The 19,205-nt window shown below is 64.9% G+C and carries 18 protein-coding genes; 5 read left to right on the top strand and 13 right to left on the bottom strand.

The features are described from left to right. Positions 1 to 5: 5 nt before the first annotated feature. The 3 genes from AC07VH_RS13080 to AC07VH_RS13070 all read left to right on the top strand — a co-directional run bounded on the left by AC07VH_RS13080 (position 6) and on the right by AC07VH_RS13070 (position 3,610). Positions 6 to 923, top strand: a complete 918-nt coding sequence (locus AC07VH_RS13080) for a LysR family transcriptional regulator (RefSeq protein ID WP_494788129.1) — start codon at positions 6 to 8, stop codon at positions 921 to 923. Positions 924 to 1,101: 178 nt separating this feature from the next. Further along, the gene (locus AC07VH_RS13075; protein ID WP_494788116.1) at positions 1,102 to 1,632 is read left to right on the top strand and encodes an isochorismatase family protein; all 531 of its coding nucleotides are present in this window, start codon (positions 1,102 to 1,104) and stop codon (positions 1,630 to 1,632) included. 106 nt (positions 1,633 to 1,738) lie between these two features. After that, positions 1,739 to 3,610 (top strand): transthyretin-like family protein, encoded by a 1,872-nt coding sequence (locus AC07VH_RS13070; RefSeq protein ID WP_494788115.1) that lies wholly within the window; start codon positions 1,739 to 1,741, stop codon positions 3,608 to 3,610. A 21-nt stretch (positions 3,611 to 3,631) separates the two neighbouring features. On the opposite strand, the gene AC07VH_RS13065 is transcribed toward AC07VH_RS13070, so the two are convergent. Genes AC07VH_RS13065 through AC07VH_RS13055 form a run of 3 tightly spaced genes read right to left on the bottom strand, consistent with a single transcriptional unit; the run spans position 3,632 to position 7,850 of the window. After that, positions 3,632 to 4,789 (bottom strand): acetyltransferase domain-containing protein, encoded by a 1,158-nt coding sequence (locus AC07VH_RS13065; protein WP_494788114.1) that lies wholly within the window; start codon positions 4,787 to 4,789, stop codon positions 3,632 to 3,634. 3 nt (positions 4,790 to 4,792) lie between these two features. After that, positions 4,793 to 6,883 (bottom strand): TonB-dependent siderophore receptor, encoded by a 2,091-nt coding sequence (locus AC07VH_RS13060; protein ID WP_494788113.1) that lies wholly within the window; start codon positions 6,881 to 6,883, stop codon positions 4,793 to 4,795. A 55-nt stretch (positions 6,884 to 6,938) separates the two neighbouring features. Continuing rightward, complete coding sequence (locus AC07VH_RS13055) at positions 6,939 to 7,850, bottom strand: LysR family transcriptional regulator (RefSeq protein WP_494788112.1); 912 nt, start codon at positions 7,848 to 7,850, stop codon at positions 6,939 to 6,941. A gap of 121 nt (positions 7,851 to 7,971) precedes the next feature. Between AC07VH_RS13055 and AC07VH_RS13050 the strand changes: the two genes are divergently transcribed. Together AC07VH_RS13050 and AC07VH_RS13045 are read left to right on the top strand one after the other, a co-directional pair. Continuing rightward, positions 7,972 to 8,958 carry a zinc-dependent alcohol dehydrogenase family protein gene (locus AC07VH_RS13050; RefSeq protein ID WP_494788111.1) on the top strand — a complete coding sequence of 329 codons (987 nt, stop codon included), beginning with the start codon at positions 7,972 to 7,974 and terminating at the stop codon, positions 8,956 to 8,958. A 73-nt stretch (positions 8,959 to 9,031) separates the two neighbouring features. After that, on the top strand, positions 9,032 to 9,355 hold the full coding sequence (locus tag AC07VH_RS13045) for a tetratricopeptide repeat protein (RefSeq protein WP_475416915.1): 324 nt from the start codon (positions 9,032 to 9,034) through the stop codon (positions 9,353 to 9,355). A 5-nt stretch (positions 9,356 to 9,360) separates the two neighbouring features. Here the strand turns inward: AC07VH_RS13045 and bla are convergent, their stop codons facing one another. The 10 genes from bla to AC07VH_RS12995 all read right to left on the bottom strand — a co-directional run bounded on the left by bla (position 9,361) and on the right by AC07VH_RS12995 (position 19,187). Next, positions 9,361 to 10,302, bottom strand: coding sequence for a subclass B3 metallo-beta-lactamase (bla, locus tag AC07VH_RS13040; protein WP_494788110.1), 942 nt, complete (start codon positions 10,300 to 10,302; stop codon positions 9,361 to 9,363). Positions 10,303 to 10,383: 81 nt separating this feature from the next. Next, positions 10,384 to 12,147 carry a M56 family metallopeptidase gene (locus tag AC07VH_RS13035; RefSeq protein ID WP_494788109.1) on the bottom strand — a complete coding sequence of 588 codons (1,764 nt, stop codon included), beginning with the start codon at positions 12,145 to 12,147 and terminating at the stop codon, positions 10,384 to 10,386. Next, positions 12,144 to 12,536 (bottom strand): BlaI/MecI/CopY family transcriptional regulator, encoded by a 393-nt coding sequence (locus AC07VH_RS13030; protein ID WP_494788108.1) that lies wholly within the window; start codon positions 12,534 to 12,536, stop codon positions 12,144 to 12,146. Before AC07VH_RS13030 ends, AC07VH_RS13035 begins: the two co-directional genes overlap by 4 nt. Before the next feature lie 61 nt (positions 12,537 to 12,597). Then, positions 12,598 to 14,091, bottom strand: coding sequence for a hypothetical protein (locus AC07VH_RS13025; RefSeq protein ID WP_494788107.1), 1,494 nt, complete (start codon positions 14,089 to 14,091; stop codon positions 12,598 to 12,600). Between the two features lie 98 nt (positions 14,092 to 14,189). Further along, a complete protein-coding gene (locus AC07VH_RS13020) occupies positions 14,190 to 15,536 on the bottom strand; it encodes a DUF3422 family protein (RefSeq protein WP_494788106.1) in 1,347 nt (448 codons plus the stop codon). Between the two features lie 121 nt (positions 15,537 to 15,657). Next, on the bottom strand, positions 15,658 to 16,866 hold the full coding sequence (locus AC07VH_RS13015) for a multidrug effflux MFS transporter (RefSeq protein WP_494788105.1): 1,209 nt from the start codon (positions 16,864 to 16,866) through the stop codon (positions 15,658 to 15,660). After that, the gene (locus tag AC07VH_RS13010) at positions 16,863 to 17,537 is read right to left on the bottom strand and encodes a CerR family C-terminal domain-containing protein (RefSeq protein WP_494788104.1); all 675 of its coding nucleotides are present in this window, start codon (positions 17,535 to 17,537) and stop codon (positions 16,863 to 16,865) included. The genes AC07VH_RS13015 and AC07VH_RS13010 overlap by 4 nt, the downstream gene beginning before the upstream one ends. Positions 17,538 to 17,659: 122 nt before the next feature. Then, complete coding sequence (locus AC07VH_RS13005; RefSeq protein WP_489627957.1) at positions 17,660 to 18,124, bottom strand: copper chaperone PCu(A)C; 465 nt, start codon at positions 18,122 to 18,124, stop codon at positions 17,660 to 17,662. A 17-nt stretch (positions 18,125 to 18,141) separates the two neighbouring features. Then, on the bottom strand, positions 18,142 to 18,738 hold the full coding sequence (locus AC07VH_RS13000) for an SCO family protein (RefSeq protein ID WP_475416924.1): 597 nt from the start codon (positions 18,736 to 18,738) through the stop codon (positions 18,142 to 18,144). A 62-nt stretch (positions 18,739 to 18,800) separates the two neighbouring features. Next, on the bottom strand, positions 18,801 to 19,187 hold the full coding sequence (locus AC07VH_RS12995; RefSeq protein WP_475416925.1) for a DUF2946 domain-containing protein: 387 nt from the start codon (positions 19,185 to 19,187) through the stop codon (positions 18,801 to 18,803). Between the last annotated feature and the right edge of the window lie 18 nt (positions 19,188 to 19,205).

Below are 19,205 nucleotides of genomic sequence, written 5' to 3'. Positions count from 1 at the left end.
ACAAAGTGCTCGATTGGGACAATGTACGGGTCTTCCTGGAACTGACGCGCAGCGCGGGACTCGTCGACGCGGCGAAAAAGCTGGGCATCGACCATTCCACCGTGTCGCGGCGCATGCGCAAGTTCGAGGAGCAGGTGGGCACGCAGCTGTTCGACCGCAACTACGTGGGCTACCAGCTGACGCCGGAAGGCCACCGCCTGATGGAATACGCGGAAACCATGGAAAGCACGGTATTTGCCGCCACCGAGGAGCTGGGCGAACACAACCGATTGCTGTCGGGCCAGGTGCGCCTGGGTGCTACCGAGGGCTTCGGCGCCATCGTGCTGGCGCCCCACCTGGCGCAGTTTTGCGGACGCTACCCGCACATCAGCGTGGACCTGATCGCCGTGCCCCGTTTCGTCAGCCTGTCCAAGCGCGAGGCGGACGTGGCCATTTCCATCGAACGGCCCCTGTCCGGCCCCTACGTGGTAACCAAATTGTCCGACTACCGGCTGAAACTGTACGCCACGCCAGCCTACCTGGCGCGCCACGCCACGATCACCAGCGTGGCACAGCTGGCGCAGCACCCGATCATCGGCTATGTGGACGACCTGGTCTTCAGTTCGGAGCTGCGCTACATGGACAACGTGGCGCCCGATTCCCTGCGCGCCTTCCGCAGCACCAGCGTGATCGCCCAGTACCACGCGGCGCGCGCGGGCCAGGCGCTGGCGATCCTGCCCTGCTTCGTGGCGCAGCAGTCGAACGAACTGGAGCCCGTGCTCGACGGCGAGATCGACCTGCTGCGCGCCTTCTGGATGATCTCGCCCAGCGAGCGGCGCAACATCGCCCGCGTCAGCGCCCTGTGGAACTACCTGCGCGGCGCCATCGACCTCAATCACGCCTATCTGATGGGCGAGACGGCCGTGCCCAGCTGGCCAAGCTGAGCACACTGCGGCGCGCTACACTGTCGCCACATATTAATTACTAACAACGCCTGATAAAACCGTAGCGAGCGGAAGGGAGTTGTGGTCGAGACGCGCAACTGTACGAAGGTACAGTGAGCATCGCAGGCCGCGACTACCGACGCGCAGTAGGTTTTGGCAGGTGTTTCAGGAGATCGCCATGCTGATAGATGCAAACCAGGCTGTTTTAGTCATTGTCGACCTGCAAGGCCGCCTGATGCCGGCGATCCACGACGCGGGCCTGGTGCTGACGCAAAACCTGCGCCTGGCCAGGATCGCCCGCCTGCTCGGCGTGCCCGTGCTGGGCACGGAACAGAACCGCCAGGGACTGGGGCCGAACGTGGAGGCAATCGCCGCCCTGTGCGAACGGACCTTGCACAAGACGCATTTCGGCGCCTGTGCCGACGGCTTGCAGGCGATCTTGCCGCCCGGACGCAAACAGATCGTCGTCACGGGCTGCGAAGCCCATGTGTGCATGCTGCAGACGGCCATCGGCCTGCTCGAACTCGGGTATGACGTCATCATCGCCATCGACGCCGTCGGCTCGCGCCAGGCCGCCAGCCGCGACGCGGCGCTGGCCCGCCTGGGCAAGCTGGGCGCGCAGCTGGTGACGGTGGAAATGCTGGCCTTTGAATGGTTGCGCGACTGCAAGCATCCGCGTTTCCGCGAGGTATTGGCACTGATTAAATAAGCACTCCTTTACGCAGGATCAAGCCCGAAGGCCATCCATTTGCTAGCTTGGTAACAGCGCCGCCACTGCGAGCGGCGCAGTTGTCCAACCGAGCTGGAGAACCATCATGGCCTATATCCTGCGGGGCAAACTGTGCGGCTTGATCTGTGCCGAGTGTCCTGAACCGTTGTCGCACGTCATCGTGCGCCTGTACCGGCCACGCGAGTCGCAAAACGTCACGGCCCTGGCCGTGGCCAGCGCCAAGGAAACCTTCGCCATCCTCACCGACGAGGAAGTGCAGGCGAAAGCCCCCTTCCTGCTGGCCGAAGCGCGCACGGATGACGACGGCAACTACAGTTTCACCCTGGAAGGCGATTATCAGGGCGAGGCCGTGGAAGTCGATATCCTGTGCCCTACCGTGCCGCATCTGAAGCCGGGGCCGAAAGACCCCGTGCCGCTGCAGTTTTCCATCACCACCCTCCAGCCCCGCTGGCGCCAGGTCGACAACGATTTCCTCGCCATCTGGGATTACTGCCTGCCGCAGCGCTTCTGGTGCCTGGTGCGCTCCCGCTTCGGCGCCTGGACCATCTGCGGCCGGCTGCGCACCTGCGACGCGCCGCACGCGCCGATCGCGGGCGCCACCGTGCGGGCGTTCGATGCGGACTGGCTGCAGGACGATGCGCTGGGCGTTGCCGTCACCGATGCCACGGGACGCTTCCGCATCGACTACCTGACGTCGGACTTCACGCTCACGCCCTTCTCGCCGTTCATCAACGTGGAATTTGCCAGCGGGCCCGACGTGTACTTCACGGCGCAGCTGGGCAGCGTGACCATCCTGTCGGAAACCCAGGCCAACGGCCGCCAGCCGGGGCGCGAAAACGTGGGCCACTGTTTCTGCGTCGAATTGTGCTCGAAAGACGTCTTGCCGCCGGACGTGGAAGGCGTGCCCCACTGGCAGCAGGTGGAAATCTTCGACATCCACCCCTTCCCCTCGCTGGCGGGCTTTTCCGCGCAAGGCTATGCGGGCGGCCCCGGCGCCTCGTACGTGTTCGCCGGCGGCGTCACCTTGAAAGGCAATTGCCCGCTGCGCAATAGCGCCATCCCCGCCAATCCGCTCGAGTACCGTTTCCTCATCGGCGAATGGTCCTGGCCCGGCGGCAGCGACGACCCGACGGCCATCCCGACGGTGCCGCCCGCCAGCCTGGCGCCGCTCACACAAGTGCTCGGCACCCTCGTCGGCTATGTGTTTTATACGAACGGACTGGGCTTGAGCGACTCGGCACAAGTGATCGTCGATGCGGGCGATCTGAAACCGGGCGGGTGGATACGGGTGGACGGCAAGCCCGTCACGGTGGACATGCGCGATGGCACGACGGCCGTCGTCAACGTGGCGCCCAACATCTTCCTGCGCACGTTTGACTTACTTACCGTGAATACGCCCGCCATCACCAGCCTGCATCCGGCCAAGCTGCCGGGCGGCTTGCCCATCCTCGACGCGGGCCGCAGCCTGACGGCGGCCGAAAGCGAACCGATACGCCGCTACCGCATGGGCTTCGAGGTGCGCGATGGAAATACCCTGGCGCTGCTGGCCACGGACGGGCTCGACTCCATCGTCTTCGACAACTCGCCCGTCATCGTGGCGCTGGACCTGGAAGAGTTGCGCAGCAATGCCTGCAACCCCATCGCGGGCGGCCTCGTGCATATCCTGTACACGATCGACCATCCGCATTTGCGCTTCTTTAATATCACGATTTCCAACAACAACGGCATCGCGCACCCGCCGCCACCGCTGCCGGCCGCCAGTTTCACGCCACCACCGCCACCCAGCAACTATCTGTTCCGCGGCGGCGCGGGCGGTCCTCACCTGTCGGGCAACAATGGCGGCTTCCCCGTCAACGTGGCGCTGGACCCGCCGTGCGCCTACCGCGTGGCCATCGGTTGGCAGACGCGGCATTACCTGGCATCGGCGCATAGCATCGACAGGCTGTACTGCAAGTAGGCGTTGGCAAGCAGGCGTCATTCAGAAATAACGCACCCACGCCTGCTTCGACGCGCGCTTGTAGCTGGCAAACGCGCGGCAGGGGAAGTACAGCACGGGCATCAGCACCAGCGCGATCAGCCAGACTTGCCAGATGTGTTCGACGCCGTAGCGGGTGCCGTGATTGGCGCCCAGCACGGCCGTCAAGGCCAGGCCGATGGCCAGCAGCAGATACAGGTGCAGCAAGTAATAGAACATGGGCGCGCCGCCAAAGGTGGCGCAAGCCCGCGTGAACCCGTTTTCGACGCTTTCCAGCCAGGCCAGGCCCAGCAAGCCCAGGCCCAGGGTGAACAACAAAAAGTCCAGCGACGGCGGATATTTCGTGAAGTTCAGCACGCTCATGGCCGTGCGCAAGGCCGTGTCGCCCGCCACCCAAGGCAGCGTTTCACCATACAGATTGAAGCCGCGCAGCAGGCCCAGGAGCAGCAGGCTGCCCGCGCCCAGCGCCAGCAGCCAGCGCCGCCGTGCCGTGACAGAAAATGCGCGCGCATACAGGGGGCCGGCAGCATAGCCGAGCACGATCACGCCTATCCACGGCAGCAGCGGATAGCTGACCTTGATCTGCATGGTGCCGTCGGCCACCAGATAACCGCGTTGCAGCAGCACCGTCAGAGCGTAATAGCCAAGGCTGCCCTGTTCCGCGCGCAAGCCAGTCATCAAATGCTGGCCCGCGATCATCGCCACGCCCAGCACGAGCAGCACGTTCAAGGGCAGCTTGTGCAGCACGGCCAGCGCCATCATGGCCAGGCCGATGACCCAGATCACCTGCAGGTACAGCACGGCGGGCGGAAACGCCCCGCTCCACGCGAAATTGACGAACACCAGTTCCAGCACGACCAGCAGCAAGCCCCGCTTGAACAGGAAACCGGCCGCGCTGCGGGGACCGGCGGCAGGATGCGCGTACAGCCAGGCGGACAGGCCCGTAAGGAAAACGAACATGGGCGCGCACACGTGGGCCGCCAGGCGCGTGAAGAACAGGGCCGGATCGACGCTGGCCGCATCCATGGGGTCGCTGACCTGATGGTGTAAAAAGACGGTTTCGCGCACATGGTCGAACAGCATGATCAGCATGACGAGGCCGCGCAGCACGTCGATGACGGCGATGCGGGTGCGCAGGGTGGCAGATGTAGTCAAGGTCATCCCTTAAAAGCGGTAATGGGCATTCAAGTTCAGCGTGCGCTCCGCTCCCGGCGCCACCCACATCTGGCTGTAGGAACTCGCATAGTAGCTGCGGTTGAACAGGTTTTCCACGCTCAAAGCGAATCGCAGTCTGGCGTTGGGCGCATACGATGCCAGCAATCTGGCCGTCGTATAGGCCGGCAGGGTAAATTGGCTGCTGACGGCCACGTCGCCCAGGCGTTCGCCCACATACTGAAAACCGCCGCCCACGCTGGCCGTGCCCGTACCCAGCGCGAATTGTTGCGTGGCGATCACGTTGGCGCTGTGGCGCGGCACGTTGGCGAAGCGGCTGCCCGTCACGATCGTATTGTCGCCGCGCGTGACGGTGGCGTTGGTGTAGGCATAGGCGCCCGAGATGCGCAAGCCGCGCGCCAGTTCGCCCGACACGTCCAGTTCCAGGCCCCGGCTGCCCACCTCGCCCGCCGCGATGGCGAAATCCGTGTTGACGGGATTCGTCGTCAGCACATTGCGCTTGCGGATGTCGTACACGGCCACCGTGCCCGTCAGCTTGCCCGTTTCCAGCTTGGCGCCCAGTTCATACGAGCGGCTGCGCTCGGCCGGGAAAGCCTGGTTATCGATGCTGATGCCGCTGTTGGGCCGAAAGCCCTTCGCCGCGCTCGCATACAGCGACCACATTTTCGACGGCTGGTAGACGAGGCCCGCGCGGGGGCTGGTGGCCGACAGCGACTGGCGGTTGCCCGTGTTCAGGCGATGGTTCGCCACATCCTGCGTGTAGCTGTCGTGGCGCACGCCAACGAGCGCCTTCCATTGAACGCCCAGATCGACCTGATCCTGCGCGTACAGGCCGCGCGCCCGTTGCCTTTCCTGCGTGTCGATGGACAGGGCCAGCGGAGCGGCCTTGCCGCCGTACACGGGCGCGTAGATGTCGATGGCATAGGCATTCGCGGCACTGGGGTTGCGCCGCAGCTGCAGCCGGTGGTCGTCGAAATGATAGGCGTCCACGCCGGCCAGCACCTCGTGCGCCAGCGCGCCCGTTTTGAACTTGCCCAGCAACTCGACGCGGGCGGAGGCGTCGGTGGCCGAGAAATCGCGGTGGCGGCGCTGGCGGTTCAGGGTGCGGCCATCGGCCAGCAGCTTGTTCGCCTCCGTCGAATAACCGCGCAATTCGCTGTCGCGGTAGGAAGCGCCCGCCTGCAGCGTCCAGTCGTCGGACAGCGCATGGTGGATAAACAGCTGCTGCCCCAGCGACTTGACCGTCATGGGGCCGTCGCCCGGTTCGCCCAGGAAACGCGAGACGGGGACAAGGCCCAGTTTGCCGTTCACGGCCAGCACGCCCCGGTCGAACGGCGCGCGCTGGCGCACCGCTTCGATTTCATACGACACGGTCGTGTGCTCGCCCGCCAGCCAGATAAACGAGGGAGAAAACAGGCTGCGTTCGACTTTCACCGTATCGCGGAAGCTGTGCCCCTCCTCGTGCGCGGCGTTCAGGCGGTAGGCGACGGTGTCGCTCAACGGCCCCGTCAAGTCGACGGCGGCGCGGCGCGTCTGAAAGCTGCCCAGCGATACATCGGCGCCGTACTCGGGCGCGAATTTCGGCTTTTTCGTCGTGATGTTCACCGTGCCGCCCGGCTCGCCCCGGCCGTACAGGGCCGACGCGGGGCCTTTGAGCACTTCCACATTCTGCGTATTGCCGCCATCGCGCAGACCGTTGTAGCCGCGGCTGGAACTGAAACCGTTGACCATGTAGTCGGAACCGAAATTCGGATCGCCCGTGAAACCGCGCATGGCGTAGCTGTCCCACAGGCCGCCCAGCGGACTTTGTCTTGAAATACCGCTGGCCAGGTCCAGCGCGCCGGCCAAAGTCGTCACGCCGGCGTCGCGCAGCAGGTCGCCCGTCAGCACGCGCACGCTTTGCGGCAAGTCCATCAATAAAGCGTCCGTCTTGGTGGCGCCCGTGGCGGACAGGCTGCGGTAGTGCTGGCGCTCGGCCTTGACGGTGACGACATCGCCGGCCTGCACATCATCGATTGCCAGTGACCAGGGGCTGGCGGCGGCAAGTAACAGCGCCACGGGGCGGCGTAAAAACACGGGCATGGAATTCCTGACGAGGGCGCAAATCAATGCAATAGGCTTGCATTATAATTGATAATCAATTCTCATTAAAGCTGTCATCAAAAATCTGCGCCAAAAAATCCACGAACACCTGCACCTTGGCCGCGCGCAGCTGGCGCGGGTGGAACAGCGCCCACAAGTCCGGCCCCCGCGTGCGGAATGGCTGCAGCACCGGCACCAGGGTTCCCTCGCGCAAAGGCTGCAAGACGGAAACAGACAGGGCCTGCACGATGCCGCAACCGGCCTGGGCGGCGGCGATCATCGATTCGATATGGTCGAAAGACAAGGCCGCGGCCGGCGTGTGGGCGTACGGCTCGCCTGCTTTCCCATCCTGGAACAGCCACGGCCGCACCTGGCGCGCTTTCGGATACAGGAAATGCAGGCAGGCAAACTGGTCCAGTTCCTGCGGCGTGCGCGGCACGCCATGCCGGGCGATGAAGGCGGGGGAAGCGCAGCACAGATAATCCATGGTCAGCAGGCTGCGCGCCACCAAGGACGAATCCTGCGGTTCGCCGATGCGCAGCATCACGTCGATGCCCTCTTCCACCATGTCGACCAGGCGGTCGCTGACCGTCAGGCGCAGGGAAATGTCGGGATAGGCGGCGGTAAAGTGGGGCAAGGCGGGCGCCACCAGATTGCGGCTGATGCTGCTGGGCATATCCACGCGCAGGCTGCCCGAGGGTTTCCCTGCCGCCTGTTCCAGACTGGATTCCAGCGCCGCCATGCCGGCCAGCACCTGGCGCGCCTGCGCATGGCACTGCTGGCCTTCCGCCGTGAGCGACATGCTGCGCGTGGTGCGCTGCAACAGGCGCACGCCGAAATGCTTTTCCAGCGCCGCCACCTGATTCGTCACGGACGAGGTGGAAATGCCCAGGCGCTGCGCCGCCTTGCTGAAACCGCCCGCCTCGACCACGGCGCAAAACACGCGCATCGCTTCCAGCCTGTCCATGTATTGCCCTCCTGTTAACCAATGATTATCCACGATACTGAAATAGTGCATCGGGCCGCGCCCCATTTTTCTTTGTGCCCCTCCCGCCTAGACTGGCCACATCAACCCAAAGGAGAACCCCATGCAAGCCCTCGTCCTCAACACCTTTTCCGCCCGCATGACCATCGAACACCTGCCCGTGCCGCAGCCTGGCCCGGGGCAAGTCCTCGTGCGCATCGCCGCCAGCGGCGTCAATCCGCTGGACACGAAGATCGCCGCCGGCGCCGCGCCGCACGCCCGGCCCAGCCTGCCCGCCATCCTTGGCATCGACGTGGCCGGCACGGTGGCGGCCGTGGGCGAAGGCGTGACGACTTTTCACGTTGGCGCAACAGTGTATGGCATGGCGGGCGGCATCGGCGGCATCCAGGGCTCGCTGGCCGAGTACGCCGTCTTCGACTCTGCCCTGCTGGCGCCCGTGCCGCCCGCGCTGAGCATGCGCGAAGCGGCCGCCTTGCCCCTCGTCTTCATCACGGCCTGGGAAGGGCTGGTGGACCGCGCCCACGTGAAGGCGGGAGACAGCGTACTCGTGCATGGCGGCGCGGGCGGCGTGGGACACATGGCCGTGCAGCTCGCCGTCGCCCTGGGCGCGAAGGTGTCTGCCACGGGCAGCGCCGCCAGCCGCGCGGCCATCGAAGCGCTGGGTGCGCGCTTCATCGATTACCGCACCAGCACGGTCGATGACTACGTGGCCGAACACACGGGCGGCGCCGGCTTCGACATCGTCTACGACACGGTGGGCGGCGCCACCCTGGACGCCAGTTTCAAGGCGGCACGCATGTATGGCGGCCACGTCGTCAGCTGCCTGGGCTGGGGCACGTTCACCCTGAGCCCGCTGACGGCGCGCGCGGCCAGCTACTCGGGCGTGTTCACCCTGCTGCCCCTGTTGAGCGGCGAGCATCACGCGCGCCATGGCGCGATTCTGCGCGCAGCCAACAAATTAATAGAGGCGGGCAAGCTGCAGGTGCGGCTCGATCCGCGTCGCTTCACCTTACGCACGGTGCACGAGGCGCATGTGGCGCAGATGGACGGCAGCGCGCGCGGCAAACTGGTGGTGGATGTGGCGGATTGAAGGATGGCTTGTTTCTTGCACGCGCAAGCGTTAATATACAAGAATTGACTTGCATATTAAGGTGAGGCCGGCAATGCGTGAACAACTGGAAAAACTGCTGGCGCAGGGCCGCGACAACGCCCTGCTGCGCTTTGGCCTGGGCGATGCCTGTCTGAAAGACAATGACGCCGAGCAAGCGGCCGTCCACCTGGCGCAAGCCACCGTGCAGCAGCCAGGCTATTCCGCCGCCTGGAAACTGCTGGGCAAGGCCTTGCACCAATTGGCCCGGCTGGACGAAGCCGAGTCTGCTTGGACCACCGGCGTGACGGTGGCCCAGCAGCAAGGCGACCTGCAAGCCGTCAAGGAAATGACGGTATTCCTGAAACGCCTGCAAAAACAGCGGCAGGCGGCAGGGTAAAACGCTTAATGCACGTGCACGGCGGCCTTGGTTTCAAGAGGCACCGCCTCGCCCCGTTCCTTCGCCAGGCGCTTGGCCAGCAAGCCGCCCGCTTCGGCCGCATAGGCGCGGCAGGCGCTGGCGTCGATCAGGGGATTGCTTGTGGCGCTGCGCTTCGCGGCCTTGCCCAGCACGTCCGTCGTGCCCGGATGCACGGGGATGATGATGTCGCATGGCAAGGCGGCCACCTTGGCGATGCTCGCTTCGAACGCGGCCGAGACGTCCGGCGTCTTGCCTTTGCCCGCGCCTTTGCCCGTATAAGTGAAATCGCCGCTCGCATACGGGTTCAGGCTGTCCGCGTACACCACGTTCAGGCAGCGCGCATCTTCGCACGAGGTCCAGGTCCACGTCGTGCCGCCCGGCGTGTGGCCTGGCGTCATGTGAGCCGTGAGCACCAGGGGGCCGACCTTGACGGTATCGCCCTCGCCCACCACCTCGACCTTGGCCACCTTGGCCACATGCACGACGGGATTGGCCTGGTATTGCGGGTCATCCTTGCCATTAGTGCCGCTTTGCAGGCCCAGGGCGCCCGAGGCGCTGGCCATCACGGTGGCGCCGCTGGCCCGCTGCAGCGCGGCAATACCGCCCGCATGGTCCCAATGGGCGTGCGAATTGAGGATATATTTCACATCCTCGATGCGAAAGCCCAGCGCCTGGATGTTGGCCACGATCAGGGGCGCCGATTGCGGCAGCGCGCCGTCGAGCAGGATATGGCCCTGCGGGCTCGTCACCAGCACGGCGGACAGGCCTGCCGTGCCCACATACCAGCTGTTGCCATAGATATTGAACGGCTTGACGGGCGCGTTCCATTCCTTGCAATTGTCGCAATTAACCGGTTTATCCTGCACCGGCGCGGGGGTCTTCGCCTGCACCGTGCCTGCCGCCATGGTCGCAACCGTAGCCAGCATCAACTTCGCCAATAGTGTCATCTTCATCTCCAGAGTGTAAAAAAGATGGGCGCCCGCACTGGCGCGCCCGGGGGGGGGGTATCAATGCATGCGGCCTGGGCTCCCGGCCAGGGTGTCACGGATGTGTCCGGCGTCGAGCGAGCGCCGCTGCGCGCCGTCGGCATCGAGCAGCACCACGGTGACGTGCTTGCCGCCGCTGCGCATGCGCATGGTCAGGCAGCTGCCCGCCTCGTGGCTGCTGCCCGTCTTGGACAATAAAATGTCCCAGCCCTTGCCGCCCACCAGCGGGTTGGTGTTGCGCAAGGTGCGGAGCTTGCCATTGACGGCTACGCTCGCCTGCGGGTGGCTGGTGATGCGCGCGATGTCCGGATAGCGCGCGGCCGCCGCGACGATCTTCGCCACCTCGCTGGCCGTGGAGGTATTCGCCGGCGAACTGCCGACGGGGTCCGTCAGGGTGGTGCGGCGCAAGTCCAGGCTGCGGATCTTCGCCTGCAAGGCTTGCTGAAACGCCGCGCTGCCGCCGGGATAGGTGCGCGCCAGCGCGGCGGCGGCGCGGTTTTCGGACGGCAGCAGCGCCAGTTGCAACAGCGCGCCGCGCGACACGGCCACACCCTCGGCCAGCAGGCTGTGGCGCTGCAAGGACGCATCGCCATCGGCGCGCACGATGCGCAGCTGTTCGTCGGGGTCGAGGGCTGCATCGAGCACCACCATGGCCGTCATCAGCTTGGTGATCGAGGCGATGGGCACGACGGCGTCCGCATCTTTCGCCATCAGCACCTTGCCGCTGGCGTCGTCGAACACCAGCATGTGTTTCGCGCTGACGGGCAAGGCCAGCATATCGGCGGCGGCATCGGCCAGCATCGCCCCGTTGACGGCGGGCTTGCCCTGCACCTGCAGCAGCAAGGTGGCGCAGGCCAGCAGCAAGGCGGGCACGGCCAGTTTCCAGCCGGCCGTATCAAGCCCGGGCGCCATCAGCCGTTCGATGCGCGTGAGCAGCGCCCCGCCCCGGGCCGACATCAGCAAGCCGGCATGTTGCGGGATGGCCGTGTGCAGGGACAGCGCATGCAGCGCCGTGGCCAGCTGCTGCGGGTCTTGCAGCGCCTGTGCGGCCAGGGCATCGGCCACCTGTTCCCGCTCGGCCCGCATGCGCGCCGACAGCCACCAGACGACAGGGTGAAAAAACAGCAGCGCCTCGGCCACGCTTTGCAACAGGTTGACCAGGTAATCCCAGCGCCGCACGTGCGCCAGTTCATGCGCCAGCAGCGCTTCGAGCAAGGCGACGGGCATGCCGCTCAGCAAGGCGGCCGGCAGCAGGATGACGGGGCGCCAGAATCCCACCGTGACGGGGCTGGACAATCCTCCGTGCAGCTTCAGCGGCACTTTCCGACTGCCGTGCAAGCCCATGCGCAGCGCCAGCGCATCGAGGCGCGCCTGCCAGATGGCCGGGGCAGCGACGGCCTGGCGGCGCAGCTTGCCGACCCAGGCCAGGCCCATGCACAGCCGCAAGCTCATCAGGGCGACACCGGCGCTCCAGGCCAGCACCAGGGCCGGCATCCACGCTTGCAGCGCGGCGCGCCAGGCGGGCGGCGCGGCCAGCGGCAGCTGGGCCGGCGACGTGCCAGACAGCAGAGAAAGCAGATGGATGGCGGGAATACACAGGCACAGCAGCAGCGCCAGCGCGCAGACGGCATAGCGCCAGCGCGCGCTGGCATGGCGCAGCAGCCAGAGCAGGACGGCGGACACGGCGCCCACGATCAAGCCCTGCCAGACGAAATACAGCAAGACCCAGCCCAGCGCAGGGACCAGCTTGCCCAACTCGATGCCCAGGCGCAGATCCACATTCATGGCTGTTGGCCATCCTTGCTGCGCAGGATTTTTTCAATTTCCAGGCGTTCCGCGTCGCTCACGTGCTCGCGCAGCGCCGTCAGCACGAGCGCCTTGCCGGAACCGGAAAACACCTTGCCGATCAAATCCTTGAGCAAGCTCGTCTGCAGTTTTTCCTGCGCGTCGACGGCCGCATACAGCTGCGGCCGCTGGCTTTCGTCGCGGCTCAGCAAGCCCTTGCCATGCATCAGCTGCAACTGGCGCAGCACGGTGGCGTAGCTGGCGTCGGCACGCTCGGCGGCCAGGGCGTCGTACACGGCGCGCGCGTCGGACGGACCGCGCCGCCACAGGATGCGCAGCAGATCCAGTTCGGCGGCCGTGGGATGGGGAGTGGAGGTATTTTTTAACATGACGCTAGAATACCGATTCTAGAACTTCATGTCTAGAACTTTTTTTCTAGCGCATGCCTGACTAAAAATCGCGCAAGCGGTCAAACAAGGCATACAGCGCCGCCACATCCGGCAGCGGCACCTGCGTCAGCACCTGCTCCAGCGCCACATAGATTTCATCGCGCTCCACCGTCTCGATGACGCTGGAACGCCGCTCTATCTGGTTGAACACGCCGACATAGGCAGTGACCATCTCCTGCGCCATGGCTTGCGCCGTCCCGCCATCGTTCGCGCCGTCGAGCGTGCGCGCCGTCGCCAGCAGCTTCTTGTACGCCTGCGCGGCTTTTTTGGCATACGCCGCCGCAATGTGTTCGCGGCCATCCCAGTCGCGGAACGGGTTATCCAGGTTTTCCGCCAGCCATTCCGGCTTGCGCGGCCGCGTCACGGACAGGTCCAGACCCAGCGCCGCCGCCTTTTTATAGCTGGCCTTGATGGCCTTGGCGGCGTCGGCCGGCAGGCTGGCCAGACACAGGCTGGACAAGGCCGGCAACTGCGCCGGCGCGGGGAAGTCGTCGGCACCGTAGCCGAACAGTTCATACGCGGTGAAGGAGCGCAAACGGTCCAGTCTGGCAATGCTGGCGAGGTTCGACGCCAGCCCCGGCTTGCCCCACACGGTCAGGTCCGTCAGCAAGGGAAAACGCTGCGCCACCATGTCGAAATCCACGGCCGGCATGGCGCTCAGCGACAGGCGCGCCAGCTGGTCGAGGCCATGGAATGGCGCCAGCGCACCGGACAACTGCAGGCGCAGGAAGCGCCCCGCATGCGGGGCGTCGATACGCAGCGCGGACGACGGCGCGCCATTCAGTATCAGGGTGCTCAAACCCTCGTTCAGGCGCAGCGAGCGCAAGCCTGCACCATGCACGGCGAGGCGGCTGACATTGCTGTTGCGCAAGTCGAGTTCGCCCTCCGTCGAGGATTGCCAGTGCACTTCGTTGATGATGGGGTTGCCGTTGATGTAGGCGGCCAGCGCCGCGCTGCCGTGGCGCGTCTCGATGGTCGTCAGGCAAGGCAGCTGGTCCAGTTCGGACAAGTCGCTGATCGCCTGCAGGATATCGTCGCCGATGCGGCTCGTCTTCTGGCGCACGGCCTGGCCGCCGACCATCACTTCCTCGCTCGACGCCGCCTTGAAGCGCTGGCGCCTGGCCGGGTCGACCTGCTCCCAGCGGCGCTGGCGCCAGACGCTGTCGCCCATGTGCCAGCCGCCGCTGTAGCTTTTCACTGCCGTCTCGACCAGCGGCGCGACATTAGCCACCAGGGTGTAATGGCGCGGCACCGTCGCGCTGGCAAAGCTGTGGTCGTGGCGCTTGTTCCAGAAATAGTAATCGCACACCAGGGGGCGCATCGCCTGCACGGCGTGCGCATCGGGCAAGGCGTCGCCCGTCCAGTCCAGCTGCAAAATGGCGGCCAGCGGGGGGCTGCCGGACGCAGCATCGTCGATGGCCGTGACCTGGCAAGCCACATACTGCTGCAGCCTGTGCGAAAACACACTATAGATATCTCCAACCTTGGCAAGCACGCTGATTTCCTTGTAGCAAACAATGAGGCCAGCACGATAGCAAAGATTGGCGGCGCGCGGCGTACGCACCGCCGGAGCCGCAAAGCTGCTTACACGGCTCAGTCCGCGTGCAGCTTGTGGTGCATGCGCCGCAAGCCCAGCCAGACGGCGGCCGCCACGAACGGCACCAGGGCGCCGACGAGGATTTCCGGATTCACGGGCAGCCCCATCACCTTGGCCGCCTTGCCCGTGTAGCTGAACAGGCCGATCACGTAGTAGGAAATGGCCGCCACGGACAAGCCTTCCACCGCTTGCTGCAGGCGCAGCTGCTGCGCCGCGCGGGCGTTCATCGATTGCAGGATTTGCCGGTTCTGCAATTCCTGCACGATACCCACGCGCGTGCGCAGCAAATCGTTCGTGTTGGCAATGCGCTGCGCCATCGCTTCCTGGCGGCTGGCCATCGCTTCGCACGTGTTCATGGCGGGCGTCAAACGGCGGTCCATGAATTCCTCGACCGTCGGAATGCCTTCGATGCGCACTTCGCGCAACTCGTCGATGCGCGCCTTGACGAGGCCCATGTAGGCTTTCGAGGCGGAAAAACGGTAGCTATTGTCGAGTGACAGCTTTTCTATGCGGGCCGCCAGGCGCGTGATGCGGTCCAGCAAGGTTTGCTCGGCCACGCCCTCGTCGGCCTTGACCAGACCCGGCGCATCGTCCGTGTCGACCATGGCGGCGGCCAGGGTGGCCAATTCATTCTCGATGGCATTCAGGGACGGCGCCGCCTGCATGGCGTAGGGCAAGCCCAACAAGGCCATCATGCGGTAGGTTTCGATTTCCAGCACGCGCTGCACCAGCCGGCCCGACTGCTGCGAGCGCATGCCCGCGTCGCGGATGACGAAACGGCTGAAGCCGTCGGACTGGATGGTGAAATCCGTCCATAATTCGCCGCCCTGCAGCACCTTGCTGCCGGCCAGGGTATTGCCCTCGAACACGCGCGACAAGCCTTGCATGAAGATTTCGGCCGGCTCCGTCGCCTGTTCCAGCACCACGTGGGCGGCCACCATCAGCTTGCCCTTCAAGCCCACCAGCCATTGCTGCGGCAACTGTTCCAGGGGCATGCGTTCGAACGCCTGCTCCAGCGGCAAGGCCGCGCCCGGATGCTCGGCGAAGGTAAACGTGGCAAATTCCGTGTGGCATTCCCATTTCAGGCGGAAGCGGCCGAAGTCGTAATAAAAATACTTGGCTTCGGCAGCGGGCGGCGTGACGCCGAAATGCGTGCACAGGGCCGCCAGAGTGGCGTGCTGGGCCGCCATATTCGACGCGCCGGGCGCCGCGCTGTCATCTTTATAAACGGCAAGATGGGTGATCAGCTCGGGAGCATCGAGCTGCAAGAACGGCCGCGAGTGGATTTCCGCGGCCAGCGGCACGCGCAAGGCGTGGTTCAAACTGGAGTTAATCAAGTGCATGATAGCCAAAGGTAAAGTTGCAAAACTGCTTAGACCCTGCCGCGTGCTGTGCCGCCCGCGGCAGGGTCTGATTGTCACAGTGTAACAAAGCAGGAAGCATGCCATCCTTTTCCGGGGCCTGTCATACTGTTTTAACAACTCCAGCCACGCCCTGCCCCGTCACCTGAGGGCTGCCCAGCCACCAGAACGCGGCGGCCAGCGCGACGGCCGAAGCCTGTCCCAGCGCCAATTTAAACGTGCTGTCGAACAGCAACGGTGCGACAAAACCGGACACCAGCGCGAACACCAGCATTTGCACGAAATTCTGCAGGGACGCGGCCAGGCCCCGCATCTGCGGGAAAATGTCGAGCGTGGACATGGTCATGCCCGGCAAGGCCAGCGACATGCCGAACGCGTACAGCATCACGGGCACGACGGCGAACGGGATGCCGGCCGCGAACCAGTGGTTGTAAGCGATATTGATCGCCCCCGTGGCCGCCATGGCCAGCAAGCCCCAGCGCACCAGTACGGCGCTTTTCACCGTATGGGCCAGCTTGCCAGACAGCGCCGAGCCCAGCACCAAACCGGCCACCATGGGGATGAACATCCAGCCGAAGGCCGTTTCCGGCAAGCGCAGCAATTCCAAGATGAAATGCGGGGCCGAGGCGATGTACAGGGCGAAGCCGCCAAAGGCGAAGGCCACGGCCAGCGAACGCAGCAGGAATGCCCGGTGGCGCAAGGCCAGCCAGTAATTGCGCGCGATGTTGGCCGGGTGGAAGGGTTGGCGTTGCTCGACGGCTAAACTTTCCGGCAAGCCTTTCAGGCAGGCGAGCGCCAGCAGCACGGTGACGGAAAAGGTGAACACGAACGTGGATTGCCAGCCATAGGCCACGTGCAGCCAGCCGCCGATGATGGGCGCGATGGCGGGCGCGATGCCGAACACCATCATGATGTTGGCCAGCATCTTTTGTGCGGCCGCGCCAGCTAAACTGTCGCGCACGACGGCTTGCCCGATCACCCTGCCCGCCCCGGCCGACGCGCCCTGCATGCCGCGGAAAAACAGCAGCCAGCCAAAGCTGGGCGCGAACGCGGCGCCGATGGAGCCGGCGGCAAAGATCAGCAGGGATGCCAGGATTACGGGACGGCGGCCGAACGAGTCGGACAAGGTACCGTAGAACAAGGTCATGAAGGCATAGGCGGCCAGATAGACGCTCAGGGTCTGCTGCACCAGCACGCTGCTGACGTCGAAATGCGTGCCGATCGCGGGAAACGACGGCAGGAAGGTATCGGTGGCGAACGGGCCCAGCATGGCCAGCCCGGCCAGCACCAGGGTCAGCTTGCGCGCCGTCATGCGTCCGCCTGCACGGCATATTGACGGCGCATGCCGTCGAGGGCCGCCAGCGAAAATTGCGCGATGTGGCGCGCGATGCTGGCGGTGCCCGCCTCGTCATAGGTGATCTCCGGCACCACCAGTTCATGCACGATGCGCGAACGGGCATAGAACACGGCCTGGCCGATCACGCTGAACACGCATTTCTGCACCACGTCATCCGGCATGGCCGCGCCCACCACGCCGCGGATCAAGCCCGTGAACAAGGCGTGCTGCGGGCGCACATGGCGTTCGGCCAGCTTGTGGATGGCAGCCGTCGGTTCGATCAGCTCGCGCGCCACCAGGCGGCTGAACAGCGATGCCGAGCCCGAGCGCAGCATGTCGGAGACGAGCGCCTCGATAGCCAGGCGCAACTGTTCCACGGGCGGCAACTGCGCCCGCGCGCTGGCGGCCGCCACGTCGGCGGCCGAAGCTTGCGCCAGCGCGCGCGCGTAGTCGAAGGCGGCCAGGTGCAGCGCTTCCTTGCTATGAAAATAATAATTGACCATCGCCACGTTCACCTTGGCCGCCTCGCAGATCTTGCGCACGGACGCGACCTTGTAGCCTTCGTCGGCAAACAGCTGGGCCGCCGCCTGCAGGATGCGCGCGCGCGCCGGTTCGTTTTCTTTTTCGCTTTCCTTTTCTTGCTTCATGCCATTCCCATCATTTAAACAACTGTTTAATATTCTGCGGCATTATATCAAACAGCCGTTTAACTTTCAGGCGGGCGCAAAAAAGCCCGGCGAACCGGGCTTTTCAAGGGACAGCGGCAGGCTTAGTGCTTCATCGCCGGCATGCCGGTGGCGCCCAGCGGACGCGCCACGGCATGGACTTCGATGGTTTCGCGGTGCTTGTCCTCGCCTTCGACGACCAGGGTGAGCGGGATCTTGTCGCCTGCCTTCACCTGGCTTTTCAGGTCCAGCAGCATCACGTGGTAGCCGCCCGGCTTCAGCTCGACGGCTTTGCCGGCAGGCAAGGCGATTTCCTTGATCTGGCGCATGCGCATCATATTGTCCGCCATGCTCATTTCATGGATTTCCGCCACGCCCGCCACGGGCGAGCGCACTTCCAGCAAACGCATGGTTTTCGGCGCCGTGATCTGCATGAAGGCGCCCGTGGCTTTTTGCTGCGGCACGGTGGCGCGCACCCACGGGTCGGTGATCTGCACGGAAGTCTGGGCAGCGGCGGAGAAGGACAGCACGGTCAGGGCCGTGGCCAGCAGGGTTTTCAGATGGGTCATGATCATTTCCTCGGTAGTTATAAGGTGTATTTCGATTTCATCAGGGTCTTGATGTCCTGCACGCACTCGTCGCCCGTCAGCTGGTGTTTCAAACCCAGGCGCATGCGCCCCTCGTTATCGAGCACATAGCTGATGGCCGTGTGATCCATCGTGTACGAGCTGCCACTCGGCACGCGGCGGTAGAAGACCTTGTAATTGAAGGCCGTCTGCGCCGTGTTCTTCGGGTCCGTGCGCAAGCCGAGGAAGCTGGGGTCGAAGGCGCGCATGTACTCGCCCAGCAACTCGGGCGTATCGCGTTCGGGGTCGATGCTGATGAAGAGCACTTGCAGCTTGTCGGCATCGGCGCCCAGTTTCTGGCGGATTTCCAGCGCGCGCGACAGGGCCGTCGGGCACACGTCCGGACATTGCGTGAAGCCAAAGAAGACCATCACATACTTGCCCTTGAAGTCGGCCAGGGTGTAGACCTTGCCGTCGGGGCCGCTCAACGTGAAGTCGGGCTTGTAATCGCCCCCCGTCAAGTCGAGGCCGTTGTAATGGGGTTTCGGCGCTGGCTCGCAAGCGGCAAGCGTGAGCAATCCCGCCGTGCCGGCGAGAAGGAAAAGACGACGTTTCATGGCATTCTGGCCCGATGGGCGTTGTAGATACGGTTAAGACGTGGAAGGTATGATTGCTGCGCTCAGGCGGCCGATGGGGGACCGCGCGGGCTGGCGGCCAGCCACGCGAACGGCGCTTTGGGCGCCTGGTAAAACAATGGCGGATAGGCGTCGTGGCCCGCGATGACGGCCAGCGGCGAGGATGAGGACGGCGGCAAGCCGACGCTGCCCGCATGGCTCATGCAGAACGGGCAGTGCTCGATGTGGTGCAGCACGGAATCGGTGGTGGACTTGGCGGCCGGCGCCAGGTCCGCTTGCGTGTAGACGGCGCCGCTGGCCGAGCAGATCTCGACGGCGGCATTGTTCGCGTTCGCGTGCAGCGAGGCAAACGCATACGACAGGGACGGCGACAGCGCATTGAGCAGTATCGCCAGGCAGGCGAACCACATGTGCCACTGTTTGCGTTTCAATAAAGATCCCATGGCTCC

The organism is Janthinobacterium sp. GW821-FHT03C10 (genome assembly GCF_059420865.1).
This window is presented reverse-complemented; position numbering and strand designations above follow the sequence as displayed.

What these genes read in the sequence shown, in the direction of transcription:
- AC07VH_RS13020 (WP_494788106.1), bottom strand. Translation starts at nt 15,536, where the DNA reads ATGCACTTGATTAACTCCAGTTTGAACCACGCCTTGCGCGTGCCGCTG.
- AC07VH_RS13005 (WP_489627957.1), bottom strand. Translation starts at nt 18,124, where the DNA reads ATGACCCATCTGAAAACCCTGCTGGCCACGGCCCTGACCGTGCTGTCC.
- AC07VH_RS13055 (WP_494788112.1), bottom strand. Translation starts at nt 7,850, where the DNA reads ATGGACAGGCTGGAAGCGATGCGCGTGTTTTGCGCCGTGGTCGAGGCG.
- bla (WP_494788110.1), bottom strand. Translation starts at nt 10,302, where the DNA reads ATGCTGGCTACGGTTGCGACCATGGCGGCAGGCACGGTGCAGGCGAAG.
- AC07VH_RS13070 (WP_494788115.1), top strand. Translation starts at nt 1,739, where the DNA reads ATGGCCTATATCCTGCGGGGCAAACTGTGCGGCTTGATCTGTGCCGAG.
- AC07VH_RS13035 (WP_494788109.1), bottom strand. Translation starts at nt 12,147, where the DNA reads ATGAATGTGGATCTGCGCCTGGGCATCGAGTTGGGCAAGCTGGTCCCT.
- AC07VH_RS13015 (WP_494788105.1), bottom strand. Translation starts at nt 16,866, where the DNA reads ATGACGGCGCGCAAGCTGACCCTGGTGCTGGCCGGGCTGGCCATGCTG.
- AC07VH_RS13065 (WP_494788114.1), bottom strand. Translation starts at nt 4,789, where the DNA reads ATGACCTTGACTACATCTGCCACCCTGCGCACCCGCATCGCCGTCATC.
- AC07VH_RS13045 (WP_475416915.1), top strand. Translation starts at nt 9,032, where the DNA reads ATGCGTGAACAACTGGAAAAACTGCTGGCGCAGGGCCGCGACAACGCC.
- AC07VH_RS13000 (WP_475416924.1), bottom strand. Translation starts at nt 18,738, where the DNA reads ATGAAACGTCGTCTTTTCCTTCTCGCCGGCACGGCGGGATTGCTCACG.
- AC07VH_RS13060 (WP_494788113.1), bottom strand. Translation starts at nt 6,883, where the DNA reads ATGCCCGTGTTTTTACGCCGCCCCGTGGCGCTGTTACTTGCCGCCGCC.
- AC07VH_RS13010 (WP_494788104.1), bottom strand. Translation starts at nt 17,537, where the DNA reads ATGAAGCAAGAAAAGGAAAGCGAAAAAGAAAACGAACCGGCGCGCGCG.
- AC07VH_RS13075 (WP_494788116.1), top strand. Translation starts at nt 1,102, where the DNA reads ATGCTGATAGATGCAAACCAGGCTGTTTTAGTCATTGTCGACCTGCAA.
- AC07VH_RS13050 (WP_494788111.1), top strand. Translation starts at nt 7,972, where the DNA reads ATGCAAGCCCTCGTCCTCAACACCTTTTCCGCCCGCATGACCATCGAA.
- AC07VH_RS13030 (WP_494788108.1), bottom strand. Translation starts at nt 12,536, where the DNA reads ATGTTAAAAAATACCTCCACTCCCCATCCCACGGCCGCCGAACTGGAT.